The sequence below is a fragment of the Brevundimonas vesicularis genome, assembly GCF_044807075.1.
Classification (GTDB): domain Bacteria; phylum Pseudomonadota; class Alphaproteobacteria; order Caulobacterales; family Caulobacteraceae; genus Brevundimonas; species Brevundimonas vesicularis_G.
In genome coordinates this window covers 2713279-2733221 of the sequence record NZ_CP085234.1, presented here as the reverse complement: position 1 = coordinate 2733221, position 19943 = coordinate 2713279, and the positions used below count along the sequence as shown (strand labels likewise).

Sequence of the window (19943 nt, the reverse complement as noted above, 5' to 3'; positions counted from 1 at the left end):
ATCAGGCCGACGCCTTCACCCTTTTCTTTTTAGCCGGAACATCGACGGAACCGCCCAGGGCCGCCACGCGCGCCTTGCGGCGGTCCTCGTGCCGATCCAGCACCTCCTTGAGGTATTTGCCGGTCCAACTGGCCTTGTTGTCCGCGACCTGTTCGGGCGTGCCGACCGCAACGATCTCGCCGCCGCCGTCACCGCCCTCAGGTCCGAAGTCGAGCAGATAGTCGGCGACCTTGATGACATCGAGATTGTGCTCGATCACCACGATGGTGTTTCCGGCCTCGACCAGTTCCTGCAGCACCTCGAGCAGCTTGCGCGTATCCTCGAAGTGCAGGCCGGTCGTCGGCTCGTCGAGGATGTAGAGGGTGCGGCCCGTTGCGCGTTTCGACAGTTCCTTGGACAGTTTGACCCGTTGGGCCTCGCCGCCCGACAGGGTGGTCGCCGGCTGGCCGACCTTCACGTAGCCCAGGCCCACGCGTTCCAGCGTCAGCATCTTGTCACGGATCGGGGGCACGGCCTTGAAGAAGCTGGCGGCCTCTTCCACCGTCATGTCCAGTACGTCCGAAATGGACTTGCCCTTGAACACGATCTCCAGCGTCTCGCGGTTGTAGCGTTTGCCCTTGCAGACGTCGCAGGTGACATAGACGTCGGGCAGGAAGTGCATCTCGATCTTGATGACGCCGTCGCCTTGGCAGGCCTCGCAGCGCCCGCCCTTGACGTTGAAGCTGAACCGGCCGGGGCCATAGCCGCGCGCCTTGGATTCCGGCAGGCCGGCGTACCAGTCGCGGATGGGCCCGAAGGCGCCGGTGTAGGTCGCGGGGTTCGAGCGCGGGGTGCGGCCGATGGGCGACTGGTCGATGTCGATGACCTTGTCGAAATGCTCCAGGCCTTCGATCCGATCGAAGGGGGCAGGGGCCTCCGATGCATTATTCAGCCGACGCGCGGCGGCCTTGTACAGGGTCTCGATGGTAAAGGTGGACTTGCCGCCGCCCGAGACGCCGGTGATGCAGGTGAAGACGCCGACCGGGATTTCGCCGGTGACGCTCTTCAGATTGTTGCCGCTAGCGCCGCTGATCTTCAGCATTCGCTTGCGGTTGATGGGCCGGCGACCCTCGGCGGGGATTTCGATCTCGCGCTCGCCAGTCAGGTATTTGCCGGTCAGGGACTTGGGGTTGGCCATGACCTGGGCCGGCGTGCCCTCGGCGCAGACTTGGCCGCCATGAACACCGGCGGCCGGGCCCATGTCGATGACGTAGTCCGCGGTTAGGATGGCTTCCTCGTCATGCTCGACCACGAGGACCGAGTTGCCGAGGTCGCGCAGGCCCTTCAGGCTTTCCAGCAAGCGCGTGTTGTCGCGCTGGTGCAGGCCGATGGACGGCTCGTCCAGCACGTAGAGGACGCCGGTGAGGCCCGAGCCGATCTGCGACGCCAGGCGGATGCGTTGGCTCTCGCCGCCCGACAGAGTGCCGGAGGATCGCGACAGGTTCAGATAATCCAGGCCGACGTTGTTCAAAAACCGCAGCCGGTCGCAAATCTCCTTCAAGATTCGCCGGGCGATCTCCATCTGCTTTTCGGTCAGATTCTCTTCCAGCGTCGAGAACCACAGATAGGCCTTGGAGATCGAAAGGGTGGAGATGTCGGCGATGTCCTCGCCCCCGACCTTGACCGCCAGGGCCTCGGGCTTCAGCCGCTTGCCGTGGCACGCGTCGCATGGCGTCTCGGACTGATAGCGGGCCAGTTCCTCGCGCACCCAGGCGCTGTCAGTCTCGCGCCAGCGGCGTTCCAGGTTCGGCAGCACGCCCTCGAACGGCTTGGAGACCTCGTACTTTCGGGCGTTGTCGTCATAGACGAACTTGATCTTTTCGGACCCCGTGCCGTGAAGAATGGCCTTGTGCGCCTGGGCGGGCAGGTCGCGCCACGGCTTGTCCATCGAGAAGCCGTAGTGGAGGCTCAGCGACTGCAGGGTCTGGGTGTAGAGCGGCGAGGGCCCACGCGCCCACGGCGCCACGGCGCCCTTGTGCAGGGTCTTGTCGCGGTCGGGGATCACCAGATCGGCGTCGAACGCCAGCTTGACCCCCAGTCCGTCGCAGACCGGGCAGGCGCCGAAGGGGTTGTTGAATGAGAACAGGCGCGGCTCGATCTCGCTGATGGTGAAACCCGACACCGGGCAGGCGAACCGTTCGGAAAACAGGATGGAGCGCGGCGCTGTCTCGCCTTCGGCCGTCGAGGCCCATTCGGCGTTTGCGATGCCGTCGGCCAGACCCAGCGCCGTCTGCAAGCTGTCGGCGTAGCGCGGTTCCTGATCCGGTTTGGTGACGATCCGGTCCACGACGATATCGATGTCGTGCTTGAACTTCTTGTCCAGGGTGGGCGCTTCGTCGATCGGATAGAACTGGCCGTCGATCTTCAGGCGCTGGAAGCCCTGACGCTGCCACTCGGCGATTTCCTTCTTGTACTCGCCCTTACGGCCGCGAACGACGGGGGCGAGCAGCAGGATGCGCTCGCCATCGGGCAGGGCGACCAGCTTGTCGACCATCTGGCTGACGGTCTGGCTCTCGATAGGCAGGCCAGTCGCCGGCGAATAGGGCACGCCGACCCGCGCCCACAGCAGGCGCATATAGTCGTGGATTTCCGTCACCGTACCGACGGTCGAGCGCGGGTTCTTGGACGTGGTCTTCTGCTCGATCGAGATAGCCGGCGACAGGCCTTCGATCAGATCCACGTCCGGCTTGCCCATTAGCTCCAGAAACTGGCGGGCATAGGCCGACAGGCTCTCGACATAGCGCCGCTGGCCTTCGGCATAGATGGTGTCGAACGCCAGCGAGGATTTACCCGACCCCGACAGGCCGGTCATCACCACCAGCTGCTCACGCGGAATGTCGAGATCCACGCCCTTGAGATTATGCTCGCGGGCGCCGCGAACGCGGATAAAGTTGTGCTTTTCGGTCATGCTGTCCGGAGAACGCGGAGGAGGGCCGGCGGGTCCGGCGCGACATCGCTATATGGGGACGAATTGCGTGATTGAAGCAAGAACAATGTAAGAACATTGCGCCCGGTGCATCAATCCGGCGTCCACACCTGCGTGGGCCGCACGAAACGCTCGCCCTTGGCCAGAAGCACGCCGCTGGCGTTCGCGACGCCCAGTTCCAGGCTTTCGGCGATGCGACGGGCGCGTTCAATGAAGTGGTTGGCGGCGATGGGCGGGCACAGGGTGCGCGCGGTTTGGGCGAACAACTCCAGCCAGCGATCGAAGTGCCGCGCATCGATGGGAAGGGGCAGGTGTTTCGGCATCGGGCGGCCCTGATAGACGCCGGTGGACAGGGCGACCGACGACCAGAACAGCTTCATCTGCGCCAGATGCGGCGCCCAGTCGGTGATCCGGTCCGCGAAGATCGGGCCGATCAGTGCGTCGTCGCGGACGCGGGCGTAGAAGCCTTCGACCAGGGCGTCGATCATGGCCTCGTCGATACCTGTCTCGTCACGCAGGCGCTGGACGGCGGCCTCGCGCCGCGCGGCGGCGCCGGCGGGGTCGTCGATGCGGAAACGCGTTTGCATGACGGCTGGTCTAGCCGTGTCAGGCCTATTGGTCGAGGAAGTCGCCAGCGTTGAACGACAGGACGCAAACCGCGTCGCCGCCTGTCGCATCGGTCGAGCAGTAGTCGACGCCGAACAGATCGGCCTGCACGTTGGCGGTCGAGCGGAAGGTGCGTCCGTCACGCTGGAACACTGATCCGATCTTGTCGCTCCAAGGTGCGAGCGCGGCGGCGAAGGCGGTGGCGGGCTCGCCGGTGCAGGTGAACAGCAAAAGCTCTGTTCCATCCCCATCGTCAGTGCGCCGATAAGCTCCCGCAGCGGCGGCCTGATGAAGACATGACGCATACAGATGCGCGTGTCGCGTCGGCTCCTGCGTCGGGACGGCGGCATAGTTCGGCGTTGACAAAGGCGCATCCGGCGCTGTCGCGCAGGCGGCTGATGTCAGGGCGGCGAGGATGGCGAATGCGGCGACGGGCTTCATGGATGTCTCATGAAAGCGAAGCTTCTCACGCGGCCGTGTTCGACGCCAGACTTGCGCATTGCGGGATTACGACCCATCCTCCTCGTTCTGACGCGTTTTGCAGAAGGTTTGACGATCATGATCATCGCATTGGCCACCGGTTCCGCCCTGTCCGCCATGCTGCTCGTGATCTTCAATGCCAATCAGCCCAAGCCGAAACGCGTCCCCGTCCGCATTCGCGACACTCGACAAGGTCGCCGCTAGGACGCCGGACGGCGCCACACTCTTCGACAATCTGAGCCTGACGTTCGGTCCTGAGCGCACCGGCGTCGTCGGTCGCAACGGCGCGGGCAAGAGCACGCTGCTTCGCCTGATCTCGGGCGACGCCGCGCCGGCTGAAGGGGCTGTTGCGCAAACCGGAACGATCGGCGTGCTGGATCAGCGCTATGAACCAAAGCCTGATGAGAACGTTGCTCAAACCCTGGGCGTTGGAGCGGCGCTGAGTGTTCTGGCGCGGGTTTCGGCGGGGCAAGGAACGGCTGAAGATCTCGCCGAGGCCGACTGGACGCTGGAGACGCGTCTGGACGAGGTCTTGCGAGAAGTCGGGCTGCCTAACGTCAATCGCCAACGCCTGACCTCAAGTCTTAGTGGGGGCGAGCAGACGCGGTTGCGGCTGGCGGGATTGAGGCTGGCCCGGCCCGACCTGATCCTGCTGGATGAGCCGACCAATCATCTGGATGCGCAAGCGCGGGCGCTGGTCGCCGATGTCATCGCGCGTTGGGACGGCGGGGTCGTGGTGGTCAGTCATGATCGCAACCTGTTGCGACGCATGGACCGAGTCCTTGAGGTGTCGAGCCTGGGCGTCGCCAGCTACGGCGGCGGCTATGATGCCTATGTCGAACGAAAGGCGCTGGAACGCGAGGCGGCGACGCGTGATCTGGCCGAAGCTCAACGCGACCTCACGCGTGTCGGCGCCGAGGCTCAGCAGCGCGTGGAAGCCCAGTCGCGCCGCGACGCCGCCGGCCGCCGCAAGGCCGCCAAGGGCGATATGCCGAAGATTCTGCTGGGCGCCCGGGCCGAGCGCGCCGAAAACACGGGCGGGCGCAGCCGATTGCTCGCCGAACGACGGGCCGAGGCCGCGCAGGACGCCTTGACCTCAGCCCAGGCGCGTGTGGAGCGGACGCGAACGCTGGCGATCCCGATGCCGACCACCGGCCTGCCAACGGGACGGACGGTGCTGACCTTGGACCAGGCCGGCTGGGCGGCACCTGGGGTACGGACGATCCTCGGGCCGGTCGATTTTAAGTTGGTCGGGCCGGAGAGGGTCGCGATCACGGGACCGAACGGTGCGGGCAAGACGACCCTGCTGCGGCTGATCACTGGCGATCTTCAACCGACGACGGGCGTCGTCGATCGGCCTGTGCGTGCGGTGCTGCTGGATCAGGAGGTCAATATCCTGAGCCCGGACGAAACCTTGGTGGAGGCCTGGCGGCGGCTGAACCCGCAAGGGTCGGTCAATGAAGCCCAGGCAGCGCTGGCGCGGTTCCTGTTTCGCAACGCGGCGGCGCAACGCCGGGTCGGCGAGCTGTCAGGCGGGGAGCGGCTGAGGGCGGGTCTGGCCTGCGTCGTGACAGGCGCCACGCCGCCGCAGTTGCTGGTGTTGGATGAGCCGACCAACCATCTCGACCTGGACGCCATCGCAGCGGTCGAAGCGGCGCTGGACGCCTATGACGGCGCCCTGATTGTGGTGAGCCATGACGTGGATTTTCTGGATGCGCTGAAGCTCACGCGCACGATCGAGCTCTGAAGGCTATTGTCGGTCAGCCCCAGGCTTCGACGGCGCCCTTGCGGCGGACGAGCGACGGGTTGGACAGCTGCGTGCGCGGTTCGGCCTCTGCACGGCCGAACAGCCAGCCCTGACCATAGTCGACGCCTGCCGCCTTCAGCTCGGTCGCAACGCCGTCGGTCTCGATCATTTCGGCGATGGTTTCCAGCTTCATGGAGCGGCACATCTCGACAATGCTGTGCAGCATGGCCTTGGATCGCTGATCGGTCTGGATGTCGCGCACGATTGCGCCGTCGATCTTGACGGAGTCCACGGACAGTCGACGCAAATAATCAAGAGCGGCGGCGCCGGCGCCAAAGTCGTCGATGCAAACCTTGATGCCCGCTTCGCGCAATGCGGCTAGACGGCGGTCTGCGGCCTCGATGTCGGAGACGGCGGAGGTTTCAGTCACCTCGACCATCAGACGGCGGCGTTCCTCGGGCGCGGTGGCGGTCATGCGCAGCAGTTGTTCGACATAGTTGTCGTCGCCCAGCGAAGCGCCCGAGACGTTGACCGCCATCTTCAGCAGGCCAGCGCCAGGCTGGCGCATCCGCTTCAAGACCTTTTCCGCCACGGCGAGGTCGAACGACTCGATCATGTCCAGCTCCTCCGCCATGCGGATGGCGTCGGCAGGACCACTGTTGCCGTTGAAGCGGGTCAGGGCCTCGAAATGATGGACGGCGCGAGAATCCAGATGGACGATGGGCTGATAGTGGACCTGGAATTCACGCGATTTGACCACGGTGCGGAAGGTCTCGGCGTCGCGGAATGTGCGCTTCAGGGAGTCCGCGAAGGCGATCTGCGGATTGGCGAGACCGTCGCCTTTTAGGCACCCCTCAATGGCGAACCTCATGGCGCGCAGAACGCACAAGGTGTCCGCCCCTGGCGGGACTGGCGAGCTGACAGCTTCGGCTTCGAGAGAAAGACCCTCGGCCCGCCCCACTTCCACGATTTCGGCGGCGATGTCGCGGCGGTCGTTGGCTGGGCGCAACAGGGCGTAACGGACGGCGGTGACCTGCGACGCGCTTGATCCGTCGACGGCGGCAGACTGAAGCGTGGCTTCGATCCGGCGGTTGAGACGGTCGGCGGCGTCGCCGGTGACATTTTCCAGGCCGGAGATGTCCAGGAAGGAGAGAGCGAGGTCGGTGTGAGCCTCCAGAACGCGCCCGGCGTCGGCCAGGAAATCTTCCGGTTCCAGAAGCGGGCGTGCTTCCAGATCTTCCAGCGCGAAGGCCGGTCCCTCGTAGGAGATCGCGCAAGAGATGGCCGGCGCCATCTGCGGCAGGACGAAGGCGCGGAACGAGGCTCGGCGCACGCGGTCAGGCCCGGCCGCCACAAGGATCGATGTCGCGGGAATACGCACGCCGGCCTTCATGCCTTGAAGGGCCGTTTGGGTGGACGCGCCGTCGTGCAGTAGATCGAGCAGCGGGCGGCCCGTCCAGGTCGCGCCTGCGTCTTCGCCGGCCACGGCGCCCGCGCCGATCGCAAAGGCGACCACGCCTTTCGGATCCACCTCCACCAGGGTGTCGGCGGAAGCGAAGGCCAAGCCTAGGAGGCGTGTGGTCAGCGTCATGAGGCGACGTTGGCATGCAGTCGCTTAAAAAATAGGCAATAGCCCTTAGGACGCGAACCGTGATCTGCGAACGGTCTGGGGCCGTCCTGTTCAGGCCATGCGGTTCAGAGCGACAGCGCGTCCGTCTCCCAGCGAGGCGCGACCGTCGGCGGCATAGGCGGAGGCGGGGGTGCGGGCGGCGGTGACCTCCGCCGCGATGGCGCGCACCAGACCCTCGGAAATCTGACGCGCAGCGTCGACGGCGCGGCTGTGGCGAGTCAGTACGGCGTCGAACTCACGCGTGGCGTCGACCAGTGTCCTGCGGTCTTCGAGTGGAGCGCCGCTTAGCAGCGCTGGATTGGCCTTCACATGAGCGGAATCGCGACGGTAGAGATTGGCCATCTCCTGCGTTTCCGACAGACCGGCCGCCACATCCTGAGGACGGCCATCGGCGAAGGCGGCTGTTTCGGCCTTCAGCCGCTCAGTCAGACGCAAGGTCAGGGTCGTCAACTGACGAACCCGCGCCTGGGCCAGTTCGGTGTCGCTCATTGCCGGCCCTCCTGCATCTTCAGCATTTCGGCCATGACGGTGTTGCTCAGGCCGATGCCGCCCGCCTTCACCGTGGACTTGGCCATTTCGTCCAGCATGAAGCTGCGCCATGTCGCCTCGCCCTGGCCGCCGCCAAACAGGCCGTCTGTCGACAGGCCTTCGAACATCGGCTTCAGCATTTGCGAGATGAAGGTGGCCTCGAAGGCCTTGGCGGTTTCCTCGATCTTGTCACGGTTCACAGCCGTGGGTGCAGCCGCGGCGGGGCGCAGCAGATCGGTGGAGACGGTCAGGTCGGTCATGCTCACATCACCTCGATGTCGGCCTGCAGGGCGCCGGCGGCCTTGATGGCTTGCAGGATGCGGATCATGTCGCGCGGGCTGACGCCCAGGGCGTTCAGGCCGTTGACCAGGGTGGACAGGTTGGCCCCGCCGCCGACCAGTCGCATCTGGGTTCCCAGATCCTCTTCGACGTTCACCTGGGTCGAGGGGACGACGGCGGTCTGGCCCCGGCTGAAGGGCGCCGGCTGACTGACTTGCGGCTGCTCGTCCACCGATATGGTCAGGTTGCCCTGGGCGATGGCGACGCGAGAGATGCGCACGGCGTCTCCCATAACGATGACGCCGTTGACCTCGTCGATGATGACCTTGGCGGGCGTATCGACGCTGACGGCCAGGTTTTCGATCCGGCTGATGAAGCCCGCCATGCCCAGTTCGCCGGGCGCGCGCAGGGCGACGACCGTGCCGTTCTCGGCCAGGGCCGACCCCGGATAGGCGGCGTTGACGACGGCGGCGACGCGCTGCGCGGTGGTGAAGTCGGGGTTGCGCAGATTCAGGCGCACCTCGTTCATATTGGCCATCTGGAAGCCGGTCTCGCGCTCGACCAGGGCGCCCGAGGCGATGCGGCCCGCGGTCGGCACGCCGCGCGTCACCGACGACCCTGACCCGCCCGACGCCGAGACGGCCCCGGTCTGGACCGAGCCTTGCGCCACCGCATAGACTTGGCCGTCTGCGCCTTGGAGGCTGGTGACGACCAGCGAACCGCCCAGCAGGCTCTTGGCGTCGCACATGGAGGCCACCGACACGTCGATGCGCGAGCCGGGCGTGGCGAAGGCGGGCAGGTCGGCCGTGACCATGACGGCGGCCATATTCTTGGTGTTGGCGTTGGCCCCGCGAATGTTGACGCCCAGTCGCTCCGTCATGCCTTCCAGCGATTGGCGGGTGAAGGGGCAGTTGCGTAAGGAATCGCCCGTGCCATTCAGCCCCATGACCATGCCGTAGCCGACCAACTGGTTGCCGCGCACGCCCTCGACGGCGGCGATGTCCTTGATGCGTGACTGCGACTGGGCCAGCGCCGAGGTCGCGCCGCCGGCGACGACGAGCGTCGCGGCGACCGAGGCGATCAGGCGGGCAAGCAGATTTTGCATCGGTCAGGCGTCCACGCAACGTTACGATGCCGTCTGTGCGAAGATCGTGCCGCGAAATTTACGACGTGAATTCAATGTTGCTCGGCCTTTGGTGGGCAAAGAAGCGGCAGGATTTGCCGGGGCGTTAACCAAACAGTCATCGCCGCCCGTCATCCATGGTTTCATGACGCGGAGCACCTGCACATGAAGGTTGTCGGCCCCAACGGCGTCAGTACGCCTGCCAGCACACGTCCGACGCGATCCGCCAGCGGGTTTTCGCTGGGGCAGACTGCGGCTGCGTCCGCGCCCGCTGCAACGACCGCCAGCGCCACGACAGGCGGGGTGTCTGACGTCTCGGCCCTGATGGCCCTTCAAGGGATCGAGGGGCCGCTGGAGAAGCGGCGCCGCGCGATCCGGCGCGGCAGCGGTCTTCTGGATCGCCTGGACGAAATCAAGCTGGCCCTGCTGAACGGCGACGCCGACGAGGGGGCTCTGGATCGTCTGGCGCGGAGCCTGCGCGAGGAGCGCGCCGCCGACGACGACAAGGACTTGGGCGCCCTGCTGGATCAGATCGACCTGCGCGCTTCAGTCGAACTGGCGAAGGCGGAAATGCGCCGCAACCGCCCCTGATGTGAAATAATCGTCTGACATCAGGCGGCTAAGCTTCGGCAGTGAGTGACTTTTGCCACTGTCAGGCGGTGAGTCGCCCTATTTCCATCACGGAATCGAGAACCGCGTTGCCGCGACTCGATGGGCTGATTATACGGCCATCTACGCCACAGGGGGGCGTGTTAGAGAGCGTGAGATCGATGAGCGCCTTGGCGTCCGTTGTGTCCGACGAAACCGGCCCATATCGGCCGTCTGACAGCGAGCCGTTCATGAACGAACGGCAGCAAGCCTATTTCAAGAAGAAGCTGCTGGCCTGGAAGGATGAGATCCTTCGCGAGTCCAAGGGCACGGTCGTCAATCTGAAGGCCGAGACCGAAAACCACCCCGATCTGGTGGACCGGGCGTCTTCGGAATCGGATCGCGCGCTGGAGTTGCGTACCCGCGACCGCCAACGCAAATTGATCTCCAAGATCGACGACGCGCTGCGCCGGATCGAGGACGGCTCCTACGGCTACTGCGAGGACACGGGCGAACCCATCAGCCTGGGTCGTCTGGAAGCCCGTCCGACGGCGACACTGTCGGTCGAAGCCCAGGAGCGCCACGAACGCCGCGAACGCGTTCACCGCGACGACTGAGGTTTAAGCCTTCCGCGCCTTGACTTCGCCGGGTTGCGGGGCGACCTAGCCGCCTCGCTTTCGAGGTCGTTTATCCATGTCCGTCAAGGTTCGTTTCGCCCCGTCGCCCACGGGTAAGCTGCACGTCGGCAATGTCCGCACCGCCTTGGTGAACTGGATGTTCGCCAAGGGGCAGGGCGGATCGTTCGTCCTGCGCATTGACGACACCGACCTGGCGCGCTCCACGCCCGAGTTCGAACAGGGAATCGAAGACGACCTGACCTGGCTGGGGATGCCGTGGGATGAGCGCTATAATCAGTCCAAGCGGTTCGATCGCTATGAAGAAGCGGCCGCCAGGCTGAAGGCGTCGGGTCGGCTTTATCCCGCTTATGAAACCGCCGACGAACTCGACCGTCGGCGCAAGGTGCAACTGTCGCGCGGCCTGCCGCCGATCTATGACCGCGCGGCGCTGGAACTGACCGAAGAGCAGAAGGCCGCCTACGAAGCCGAAGGGCGTCGCCCGCATTGGCGCTTCAAACTGGACGGCAAGCGCGTCGCCTGGGAAGACCTGGCGCGCGGTCATGCCGAGGTGGACACCGCCTCGATGTCGGACCCGGTGCTGATCCGTGAGGACGGCCTGTTCCTCTATACCCTGCCGTCGGTGGTCGATGACATCGACATGGCCATCACGCACATCATCCGGGGCGAGGATCACGTTACCAACACCGGCGCGCAAATCGAAATCTTTGAAGCGCTGGGCGCGACGGTTCCGGGGTTCGCCCACATGCCGCTGCTTGTCGGCACCGACGGCGCGGCCCTGTCCAAGCGTCTGGGATCGCTGTCGATCAGCGACATGCGCGACCAGGGCTATGAGCCGATCGCGATCACCAGCCACCTCGGCCGGATCGGGACGTCTGATCCGCTGGAAGTCGGCGCCTCGGTCGAGGCTCTGGGTCAGAGCTTCGCCTTCTCCAAGATGGGCCGTTCGCCGGCGCGCTATGATACAGCCGATCTGGACCGGCTGAACGCTCAGGCGCTGCACGTCATGGACTATGCGACGGCGCAGCCGCGCCTTCAGGCTCTCGGCGCCGATCTTGGCGAAGCTTTCTGGAATACGGTGCGGGGCAATCTGACGAAGTTCGCCGACGTTGCGGACATGGCGCAGATCGTCCGTGGTCAGATCCAACCTGTTATCGAAGATGCGACCTTCATCGAAGCGGCGCTGCGTCTGCTGCCGGAAGTGATCGACGAGAACGCCTGGTCGGCGTGGACCTCGGCCGTCAAGGCCGAGACGGGCGCGAAGGGCAAGGCGCTATTTATGCCGCTGCGTCTGGCTCTGACGGGGCAGCAGCACGGGCCGGACATGGCGGCCATGGCGCCGCTGATCGGTCGCGAAACCATCCAGCGGCGTCTGAGAGGTGAGGCGGCCTAAGCCGCCTCACGCATTTTAGGCGTTGCAGACAGCCAGTTCGTCAGCGCTCAGGGCGACGCCCTTGTAGGAGAAGGCAGTCACGGGACCGAACTTCTGAACCACGCGACGGCAGGCGCGCGTCGCGGGCTGTTCCGTGCCGCCTGCAGCGGTGCAGGTCGCGCCTTCGCAGGACCAACGAGCGCCGTCGATGATGGTGGCGCGAGCGGGCGCCTTGGCGGCGTCGGCCAGCGTCAGGCTGGTGGCGGCGGGGGCTTGGGCGACCGCAGGGGCGGCGGCGAACAGGGCGGCGGCGATCAGCAGAGCGCGCATTGAAAACTCTCCGAAATGAAGAACGGCGTCATGCCGCTGCGCTCCCATGTCAGTTTTCGATAAAAACTGTCAAGACGCGCGCAGCGGATTATGAGCGATGATCACTTATCGATGATCATGTTTCAATTGCGGCGCATCGCCGCCGGCCTGAACCTGCGCCATCGCCTCTTCGACGGTTTCGGCGACGGTCCAGGCGTCCAAGAACGACGGCGGCGTCATTCCTTCCTCGACGCTGTGCTTCATCAGGTCGAAGAAGCCGTTCCAGAAGCCGTTCAGGTTAAGGAAGACGACCGGCTTGTGGTGCAGGTCCAGCCGCTTCCACGACAGCAGCTCCACAACCTCTTCCAGGGTCCCGATGCCGCCAGGGGCGACCACGAAGGCGTCGGATTGGTCGTACATCAGTTGCTTACGCTCGTGCATCGAAGTGACGACGACTGTCTCGACCTCGTCGAACAGGCGTTCGCGGCTGCGCAGGAAGGCCGGCATGATGCCGACGACGCGTCCGCCCGCTTCGTGCGCGCCACGCGCGGAGGCTCCCATCAGACCCACGCCGCCGCCGCCATAGACCAGCCGCCAGCCGGCCTCAGCCGCCGCCTTGCCGAAGGCGTAGGCCGCCTCAGTGTAAGAGGGATCGGCGGTCTCGGAGGCGCCGCAGAACAGGCAGACGGAAGAGCCGTCGAACGGCAGGAACGAAACGGGGGGCAGGGACATGGAGCCTCGAAGAAAACGAATAGGCGGCCTGGCCATGGCCAAACCGACGGCGCTCAAGCTAACACAGGCTCGAGCCGCTGGGTCGCCAGTCCTATATCGTAGAGGCGCAGGATGAAACGTCGGATGATGGTCGCGTGTGTCGCGGTCCTGGCTGCCGCAGCCTGTTCCGATCGGCAGGGCGGCGTGGCGGGGCCGACGGGGGCCGACGAGGCCTCGCCCTGGGTTCGCCCGCCCCAGATTGATGGCGTGATGCGCGACGGCGGCGTCCTGGTGTTGCGCGGCGGGGCGGGGCCCAATGCGCGCGTCGTGCTGCGTGCGCAGGATACTGCGGCCGTGGCGACGACGGCGGACGGCGCGGGGCGGTTCGAGCTGCGACTGCCGCCTTTGAGCGGCGATGTGCGCTTCACGCCTGAGGTGCAGGTGGGCGAGGACGCCGCAGTCTCGCCGGAGACCCTGGTGGTGATCCAGGGCGGGGCCGGTCCCGTCGCCCTGATTGCCGCTGGCCAGCCGACTGTTCGCCTCGATGGCGGCGAAGGGCTGGATGCGGTGGATTCGGACGGTGCGACCCTGATGGCTTCCGGCCGAACAAATGGGGCGGCGCCGTCGATCAACATCAACGGCGCAGATATGTCGCCGGCGGCGATCGGGCGCGGCCGTTGGCGGGCGGTCATCGGACAGTCGGGTGCGGCGACGATCACGGTGAATGGAAGGCGCTTTGACTATCCGGGCCCGGGCGCGGCTGGGAGCTTCGTCGTCGAGCGGGCGGGGGCAGGCTGGCGGATCACTTGGCCTGTAGAGCCAGCCGGGCGTCAGACGACGTGGCTGCCGGACTGAGGGCGCTTAACGATCTGGAAACCATTTCGGTTAAGGAATGGGGCCGTCCTCAGGGACACCATCACCGAACCTGCTTGCAGCCCGGCGCCCCCGCCGGGCTTCTTTTTTGCCGGCCGATCAGCCCTTTCTCGGCGTGTCTTCGGCGCCCTCGGTGCGATCGCGGAACAGGGCGGCGCGGGCGAGCAGGATCAGGGTGACCGGCGTCGTGACCGTCAGGAAAAGGCCGATCAGGATTTCGCGGGGCATGAAACGCCGCTCGACGGTCGTGAACCAGACGATCGACGCCAGCAGGATCAGCGCCATGCCTAGCGTGGCCCCGAGCGTCGGAGCGTGGACGCGCTCATAGAAGGTCTTCAGCCGAACCAGCCCAACCGCGCCCAGTAGCGAAAGGGCCGAGCCGATGACGGCCAGGGCGACGACGATGATGGCGGCCCATGCGGGAACGTCAGCTTGGGTCATTCAATCACCTCGCCGCGCATCAGGAACTTGGCCAGGGCCACGGTGGCGGCGAAGCCCAACATGCCGATCACCAGGGCGGCCTCGAAATAAAGCTGGCTGTCGGTGCGGATGCCGAACACCACCACCAGCAGCATGCCGTTGAGATAAAGGGTGTCCATGCCCAGGACGCGATCCTGGGCGCGCGGACCGTGAATGATCCGCCATGCCGCCAGGCCCATGGCGCAGATCAGCATCAGTTGGGCCAGACCCAGGCCCCAGCTCAGCACCGCCGCCGTCATTCGAAAATCTCCATCAGCCGGCGCTCGTAGCGATCCTTGATCAGCCGCACCCAGGTCTCTTCATCCACAAGATCCAGCACGTGCAGCAGCAGACGGCCGGTGGCGGACTCATATTCGACCCACAAGGTGCCGGGCGTCGAGGTGATGATGATGGCCAGGACCGCCAGGCCATATCGGTCGCGCAGGTCTAGCGGAATATGGATGAAGCCGGATGTGCGCTCATGCCGTCGCCGCCCCAGAATGATGTGCGACACTGCCCAGTTGGAGCGCACGATGTCGCCGATAACGTCGATGGCGAGGCGCATTATGGCCATCGGCGCCCTCACCCGCACGCGATCCACGCCCAGCGCCAGCATGATGATCGGCGCCAGCAGGGCCAGCAGCACCGCGAGCGCCAGAGACGGCGGCGCAACCGAGGCGCTGAGCAGGATCGAGGCGACGAACAGGCCTAGCGACAGGATGGGGTAGGGAAGGACGCGTCTCATCGACCGCCCCCGCCCAGGACCGCGTGGATGTAGCCTTGCGGTTCTGCCAGCCAGGCCGCGGTGTGGTCGGTGTAGATCAACGCGGAGCCAGCGAAGATGGCCAGAAACACGCAGGAGCCGAGCAGGGCTGCGAGCGCCGTCAGCTCGGCCGCACCCACGACGAACGCCGGCGCGCCCTCGTCGCGCGTCCAGATCTCGCCGACCCCCAGGCGGGTCAGACCGATCAAGGCGCCGAGGCTGGACACGGAAAGCACGGCCACCAGCGTCCAGGCCGCCGCATCGCCAACGCCGACCAGGGCGCTGATCATGGACAGTTTCCCGACGAAGCCGGCCAAGGGCGGCAGACCGGCGACCATCAGGGTGCAGATCAGAAAGGCGCCGCCCAGCGCCGCGACGGCCGCCGGGATGACCAGGCCCGGCTCATTGCGCTCTTCGTCGTCGAACGGATCACGATATTCGTCATCGAAAACAGCGCGCGCCTCGCCGACGTCGGCCTCGCGTCCGCGCTGGAGGATCTCGGCCAGCAGGAACAGGGCTGCGCAGGCCAGGGTGGAGCCGATCAGATAAAAGAGTGCGCCGCTGAGGGTCGCCGCATCGTTGACGCCCAGGCTGGCCAGAACGGTGCCGGAAGAAATCATCACGCCGAACCCGGCGGCGCGCGACAGATCGCGAGAGGCGATCAGGCCGAATGTGCCGAACGCTATGGTCGCCAGTCCGCCGACGAACAGCCAGGTCAGGCCAAATCCGGCCGAGGCGCCCGCGTCGGCGCCGAACAGTAGCAGACTGAGGCGGATGACGACATAGACCCCGACCTTGGACAGGATGGCGAAGACCGCTGCCGCCGGCGCGGTGGCCGCCGAATAGGTCGGCGTCAGCCAGAATCCCAAGGGCCACATGGCGCACTTGATCAGGAAGGCCGTGCCCAGCACCGCCGCTCCGATATGAAACAGTCCCAGGTCATCCGCTGGGACGGTCGCAACCCGCGTCGCAACATCCGCCATGTTCAGCGTGCCGGTCACCCCGTAGATCAGGCTGACGCCGATCAGGAACAGCAAGGACGCGGTCAGATTGACGGCGATATAGATCACGCCCGCCCGCACACGCGCCTCGCCCGACCCGTGCAGCGCCAGTCCGTATGAGGCGGCCAGCATGATTTCGAAAAAGACGAACAGGTTGAACAGATCGCCGGTCAGCAGGGCGCCGTTCACCCCCATGATCAGAAGCAGGAACAGCGCGTGGAAGCGCGGTCCCGCCCGGTCCCATCGCGCCAGGGCGAAGATCAGCGCGCATCCGCCCAGAACGCTGGTCAGCGCGACCATCATCGTCGACAGCCGGTCGGCCACCAGGACAATGCCATAGGGCGCAGCCCACGATCCGAGGCGATAGACGCGCGCGGTATCCCCGCCGCCCACCGCTCCGTTTGCGCTCTCGTGCAGCAGAACCAGGGCCATGATCAGAATGGCGGCCATAGCGCTCAAGCTGAGCGCCGCCTTCAGCGTTCGGCGACGCTCGTCCAGCAGCAGCATGGCTGAGGCGATGATCATCGGCAGGACGATGGGGCCGATGATCAGATGGGCGTTCCAGTCGATCATGTGTCCGGCTCCTTGCCATCGACATGGTCGCTGCCGGTGATGCCGCGCGCGGCCAGAATGACAACAAGGAACAGCGCGGTCAGGGCGAAGCTGATGACGATCGCGGTCAGGACCAGCGCCTGCGGCGTCGGGTCGGTGTAGCGCGCCGGGTCGGAGACCTCGCCCGCCAGCACCGGCGGCGCGCCCGACCTCAGCCGTCCCATGGCGAAGATGAAGATATTGACCGCATAGGACAGCAGCGACAGCCCCATGATCACCTGGAAAGTGCGCGGGCGCAGCACCAACCAGACGCCCGAGGCCGACAGCACGCCGATGGCGAGGGCGAGAACCAGCTCCATCATGACGGCTCTCCTTTTTCGGCGTCTCTTTGCTTGGGCTTGCGCAGCGACTGGTGCGCCAGGGCGACGAGGGTCAGGACCGTGGCGCCCACGACCAGAACGACCACGCCCAAGTCGAACAGCACGGCGCTGGCCAAGGGCACGCGGCCCAGGATCGGCAGGTCGGCATACTGGAACCAGGAGGTCAGGAAGGGATAGCCGAACAGCCACGATCCGATCCCGCTGAGGGCGGCGATCACCAGGCCGGCGCCGATCCAGAAGATGGGCCGAATGGCCAGCCGCTCTTCGACCCACCGGGCGCCCGAGGCCATATATTGCAGGATGAAGGCGATCGACAGGGCCACGCCCGCCGCGAAACCGCCGCCCGGCAGGTCATGCCCGCGCAGGAACAGGTGAACGGCGAGCAGGATGATGAAGGGGAAGATCCAGCGCATCACCACGCGGGGGATCAGCATGGTCTCCTTCAGCGTGTCGCCCTCCGATCGCTTCTCATGATCGCGGTCGGAGGCGTCCTGCACGCTCTGCTGGCTGGGATTGGACAGGGTGTCGTCGGCGGGACGGAAGCGGCGCAGCAGGGCGAAGATCGTCAGGCCGACAATGCCCAGAACCGTGATCTCGCCGAAGGTGTCGAAGGCGCGGAAGTCGACCAGGATGACGTTGACGATGTTGCGCCCGCCCGCGTCCTTGTAGGCGTGCTCGACGAAGAAGCGCGAAACCCCCTCGATCGATGGGCGCGTCATGACGGCGTAGGAAATGGCCGCCAAGGACGCGCCAACGGCGGCGGCGATGATCAGGTCGATACGGCGGCGGCGGCGAGACCGCTTCTCCATGGCCTGTGGCAGGCGAATGGTCTCCAGCCGTTTCGGCAGCCAACGTAGGCCCAGCAGCAGCAGGACGGTGGTCACGACCTCGACCAGCAGTTGGGTCACGGCCAGATCTGGCGCCGACAGCCAGACGAAGGACAGGCAGCTGGCCAGACCTGCGCCGCCCATCAGAACCACGGCGGCCAGTCGGTGATACTTCGCCTGCCATGCCGCCGCGACTGCACAGCTGGCGCCGACCAGCCAAAGACCGGCGAAGGCCCAGTTGGACAAGGTCAATGTCGGCATGATCGGGCGGATCACCAATCCGGCGCCGATCGCCGCCAGCCCGCCTGCCAGCAGGGCGACCAAGCCGATGGCCCTCAGCTGTGCCTGTTGTCGTGTCGCCCCCAACAGGCGAACCATCGCCTCCGACCCCTTGAACAGGCCGGTCATGGTTCGCTCGAACAACCAGCCGCCGTTCAGACGCTTCCAGCCCCACGGTCCGCCGCGCGGATTGGCGTTGATGCGTTTGCCGAAGACGACATAGAGACCCACGCCGCCGGCGAGGGCAATGAGGCTCAGCACCAGCGGCACGTTGAATCCGTGCCACAGGGCCAGACTGTAATAGGGCAGGTCAAAGCCCAGCACCGAAACGGCGGCGCTCTTCAGGAACGGCCCCACCGTCACAGCCGGGAAGATGCCGACGACCAGACACAGCGCGACCAGCACCTCGATGGGGCGACGCATCCAGGCGGGCGGCTCGTGCGGGATGCGATCCAGCTCTGTCGGAGGCGGGCCGAAGAATGTCGCGTGGATGAAACGCAGTGAATACAGAACGCTGAAGGCGCTGGCCAAGGTGGCCAGGGCGGGCAGCAGCATGTTCAGGCCGTGCGTATGGGCGCTGGCCACCGCCTCGGCCAGGAACATTTCCTTGGACAGGAAGCCGTTTAACAGGGGCACGCCCGCCATCGCGGCTGCGGCCACCATAGCCAGGGTCGCCGTGAAGGGCATGAAGCGGAACAGACCGCTGAGCTTGCGCATATCCCGCGTGCCGGCCTCGTGATCGATGATGCCGGCGGCCATGAAGAGCGACGCCTTGAAGGTGGCGTGGTTCACCGTGTGGAAGATGGCCGCTATACAGGCCAGCGGGCTGCCTAATCCCAGCAGAAGCACGATCAGGCCCAGATGGCTGATCGTCGAATAGGCCAACAGGCCTTTGAGATCATGCTGGAAGATGGCGCACCAGGCGCCGAGCAGCAGCGTCGCCAGACCCATGCCGCCGACGATCAGATACCAGCTCTCGGACCCCGCCAGGACGGGCCAGAAGCGGATCAGCAGGAAAATGCCTGCCTTCACCATGGTCGCGGAGTGCAGATAGGCGCTGACCGGCGTCGGCGCGGCCATGGCGCGGGGCAGCCAAAAGTGGAACGGAAACTGCGCGCTCTTGGTCATCGCACCGAGCAACAGCAGGATCAGCGCAGGCAGATAAAGTGGGCTGGTCTGGATCGCCTCTCGCGACGCCAAGACGACATCGAGGTCATAGCTGCCGACGATCCTCCCGATCAGGATCATCCCGACCAGCAGGGCGATGCCGCCCATGGCCGTCACCGTCAGCGCCATGCGCGATCCTTCGCGCGCGGCGGGGTTCTGGTGCCAGTAGCCGATCAGCAGGAAGGAAAAGAGGCTGGTCAGCTCCCAGAAGACGACCAGCTGAATCAGATTGCCCGACAGCACCACGCCTTGCATCGCGCCCATGAAGGCCAGCAGGAAGGAAAAGAACCGCGGCACCGGATCCTTCGGCGACATGTAGTAGCGGGCATACAGCACCACCAAGGCGCCGATCCCCAGGATCAGGGCGCTGAAAAGCCACGACAGTCCGTCCAGTCGCAGCACCAGATTGACGCCCAGCGACGGCAGCCACGGGATTTCGTAGCGCAGCGTTTCCCCGTCCTGGAACATCGGCCATAGCGCGGCCAGACACCCCAGGCTGACCAAAGCCACGACCCACGACAGGATGGCGGCGGAGGTGCGTGCGTGACGCGGCAAGCCGGACGCGACGATGGCGCCAAGAAACGGCAAGACCAGGATGACGACAAGAAGGAAGCTGATGGACATCGAGGCGGGGCGTCTCTCCTGAATCGCTAGGGGGCGCTTTGCCAA

21 protein-coding genes are annotated in these 19943 nt (G+C 65.7%); 6 read left to right on the top strand and 15 right to left on the bottom strand.

Annotated features, from left to right (window positions below; genetic code table 11):
- Position 1: 1 nt before the first annotated feature.
- From uvrA to LG306_RS13905, 3 genes are all read right to left on the bottom strand, one after another.
- Complete coding sequence (uvrA, locus tag LG306_RS13915) at positions 2-2947, bottom strand: excinuclease ABC subunit UvrA (RefSeq protein ID WP_404415636.1); 2946 nt, start codon at positions 2945-2947, stop codon at positions 2-4.
- Positions 2948-3057: 110 nt separating this feature from the next.
- Positions 3058-3552: a group III truncated hemoglobin gene (locus LG306_RS13910; protein ID WP_404415634.1), complete on the bottom strand. Its 495-nt coding sequence runs from the start codon at positions 3550-3552 to the stop codon at positions 3058-3060.
- 25 nt (positions 3553-3577) lie between these two features.
- Positions 3578-4012, bottom strand: coding sequence for a hypothetical protein (locus LG306_RS13905; protein ID WP_404415631.1), 435 nt, complete (start codon positions 4010-4012; stop codon positions 3578-3580).
- Between the two features lie 9 nt (positions 4013-4021).
- Between LG306_RS13905 and LG306_RS13900 the strand changes: the two genes are divergently transcribed.
- Together LG306_RS13900 and LG306_RS13895 are read left to right on the top strand one after the other, a co-directional pair.
- Positions 4022-4255 carry a hypothetical protein gene (locus tag LG306_RS13900; protein WP_404415629.1) on the top strand — a complete coding sequence of 78 codons (234 nt, stop codon included), beginning with the start codon at positions 4022-4024 and terminating at the stop codon, positions 4253-4255.
- The gene (locus LG306_RS13895; protein WP_404415626.1) at positions 4188-5798 is read left to right on the top strand and encodes an ABC-F family ATP-binding cassette domain-containing protein; all 1611 of its coding nucleotides are present in this window, start codon (positions 4188-4190) and stop codon (positions 5796-5798) included. The genes LG306_RS13900 and LG306_RS13895 overlap by 68 nt, the downstream gene beginning before the upstream one ends.
- Positions 5799-5811: 13 nt before the next feature.
- Here LG306_RS13895 and LG306_RS13890 read toward each other — a convergent pair whose 3' ends face one another.
- From LG306_RS13890 to LG306_RS13875, 4 genes are all read right to left on the bottom strand, one after another.
- Positions 5812-7389 carry an EAL domain-containing protein gene (locus LG306_RS13890; RefSeq protein ID WP_404415623.1) on the bottom strand — a complete coding sequence of 526 codons (1578 nt, stop codon included), beginning with the start codon at positions 7387-7389 and terminating at the stop codon, positions 5812-5814.
- 90 nt (positions 7390-7479) lie between these two features.
- The gene (locus LG306_RS13885) at positions 7480-7917 is read right to left on the bottom strand and encodes a hypothetical protein (RefSeq protein ID WP_055754767.1); all 438 of its coding nucleotides are present in this window, start codon (positions 7915-7917) and stop codon (positions 7480-7482) included.
- Complete coding sequence (locus LG306_RS13880; RefSeq protein ID WP_404415620.1) at positions 7914-8216, bottom strand: rod-binding protein; 303 nt, start codon at positions 8214-8216, stop codon at positions 7914-7916. The genes LG306_RS13885 and LG306_RS13880 overlap by 4 nt, the downstream gene beginning before the upstream one ends.
- Positions 8217-8218: 2 nt before the next feature.
- Positions 8219-9340, bottom strand: a complete 1122-nt coding sequence (locus LG306_RS13875) for a flagellar basal body P-ring protein FlgI (protein ID WP_404415617.1) — start codon at positions 9338-9340, stop codon at positions 8219-8221.
- 183 nt (positions 9341-9523) lie between these two features.
- Between LG306_RS13875 and LG306_RS13870 the strand changes: the two genes are divergently transcribed.
- The 3 genes from LG306_RS13870 to gltX all read left to right on the top strand — a co-directional run bounded on the left by LG306_RS13870 (position 9524) and on the right by gltX (position 11974).
- The gene (locus LG306_RS13870; protein WP_404415614.1) at positions 9524-9949 is read left to right on the top strand and encodes a flagellar assembly protein FliX; all 426 of its coding nucleotides are present in this window, start codon (positions 9524-9526) and stop codon (positions 9947-9949) included.
- Positions 9950-10128: 179 nt separating this feature from the next.
- Complete coding sequence (dksA, locus tag LG306_RS13865; protein WP_017504616.1) at positions 10129-10563, top strand: RNA polymerase-binding protein DksA; 435 nt, start codon at positions 10129-10131, stop codon at positions 10561-10563.
- A 76-nt stretch (positions 10564-10639) separates the two neighbouring features.
- Positions 10640-11974, top strand: coding sequence for a glutamate--tRNA ligase (gene gltX / locus LG306_RS13860; protein WP_404415610.1), 1335 nt, complete (start codon positions 10640-10642; stop codon positions 11972-11974).
- 15 nt (positions 11975-11989) lie between these two features.
- Here gltX and LG306_RS13855 read toward each other — a convergent pair whose 3' ends face one another.
- On the bottom strand, positions 11990-12283 hold the full coding sequence (locus LG306_RS13855; protein ID WP_017504618.1) for a CC_3452 family protein: 294 nt from the start codon (positions 12281-12283) through the stop codon (positions 11990-11992).
- Positions 12284-12388: 105 nt separating this feature from the next.
- Positions 12389-12994, bottom strand: a complete 606-nt coding sequence (locus LG306_RS13850) for a TIGR00730 family Rossman fold protein (protein ID WP_404415606.1) — start codon at positions 12992-12994, stop codon at positions 12389-12391.
- Positions 12995-13105: 111 nt separating this feature from the next.
- Here LG306_RS13850 and LG306_RS13845 point away from each other — a divergent pair, with 111 nt between their 5' ends.
- Positions 13106-13828 (top strand): hypothetical protein, encoded by a 723-nt coding sequence (locus LG306_RS13845; protein WP_404415603.1) that lies wholly within the window; start codon positions 13106-13108, stop codon positions 13826-13828.
- Positions 13829-13945: 117 nt separating this feature from the next.
- Here the strand turns inward: LG306_RS13845 and mnhG are convergent, their stop codons facing one another.
- Genes mnhG through LG306_RS13815 form a run of 6 tightly spaced genes read right to left on the bottom strand, consistent with a single transcriptional unit; the run spans position 13946 to position 19898 of the window.
- Positions 13946-14287, bottom strand: coding sequence for a monovalent cation/H(+) antiporter subunit G (gene mnhG / locus LG306_RS13840; RefSeq protein WP_404415600.1), 342 nt, complete (start codon positions 14285-14287; stop codon positions 13946-13948).
- Positions 14284-14565 (bottom strand): K+/H+ antiporter subunit F, encoded by a 282-nt coding sequence (locus tag LG306_RS13835; protein ID WP_404415597.1) that lies wholly within the window; start codon positions 14563-14565, stop codon positions 14284-14286. The genes mnhG and LG306_RS13835 overlap by 4 nt, the downstream gene beginning before the upstream one ends.
- Complete coding sequence (locus tag LG306_RS13830; RefSeq protein ID WP_404415594.1) at positions 14562-15050, bottom strand: Na+/H+ antiporter subunit E; 489 nt, start codon at positions 15048-15050, stop codon at positions 14562-14564. Before LG306_RS13830 ends, LG306_RS13835 begins: the two co-directional genes overlap by 4 nt.
- On the bottom strand, positions 15047-16642 hold the full coding sequence (locus tag LG306_RS13825) for a monovalent cation/H+ antiporter subunit D (protein ID WP_404415591.1): 1596 nt from the start codon (positions 16640-16642) through the stop codon (positions 15047-15049). The genes LG306_RS13830 and LG306_RS13825 overlap by 4 nt, the downstream gene beginning before the upstream one ends.
- On the bottom strand, positions 16639-16980 hold the full coding sequence (locus LG306_RS13820) for a Na+/H+ antiporter subunit C (protein ID WP_404419737.1): 342 nt from the start codon (positions 16978-16980) through the stop codon (positions 16639-16641). Before LG306_RS13820 ends, LG306_RS13825 begins: the two co-directional genes overlap by 4 nt.
- Positions 16980-19898, bottom strand: a complete 2919-nt coding sequence (locus tag LG306_RS13815; RefSeq protein WP_404415588.1) for a monovalent cation/H+ antiporter subunit A — start codon at positions 19896-19898, stop codon at positions 16980-16982. Before LG306_RS13815 ends, LG306_RS13820 begins: the two co-directional genes overlap by 1 nt.
- Between the last annotated feature and the right edge of the window lie 45 nt (positions 19899-19943).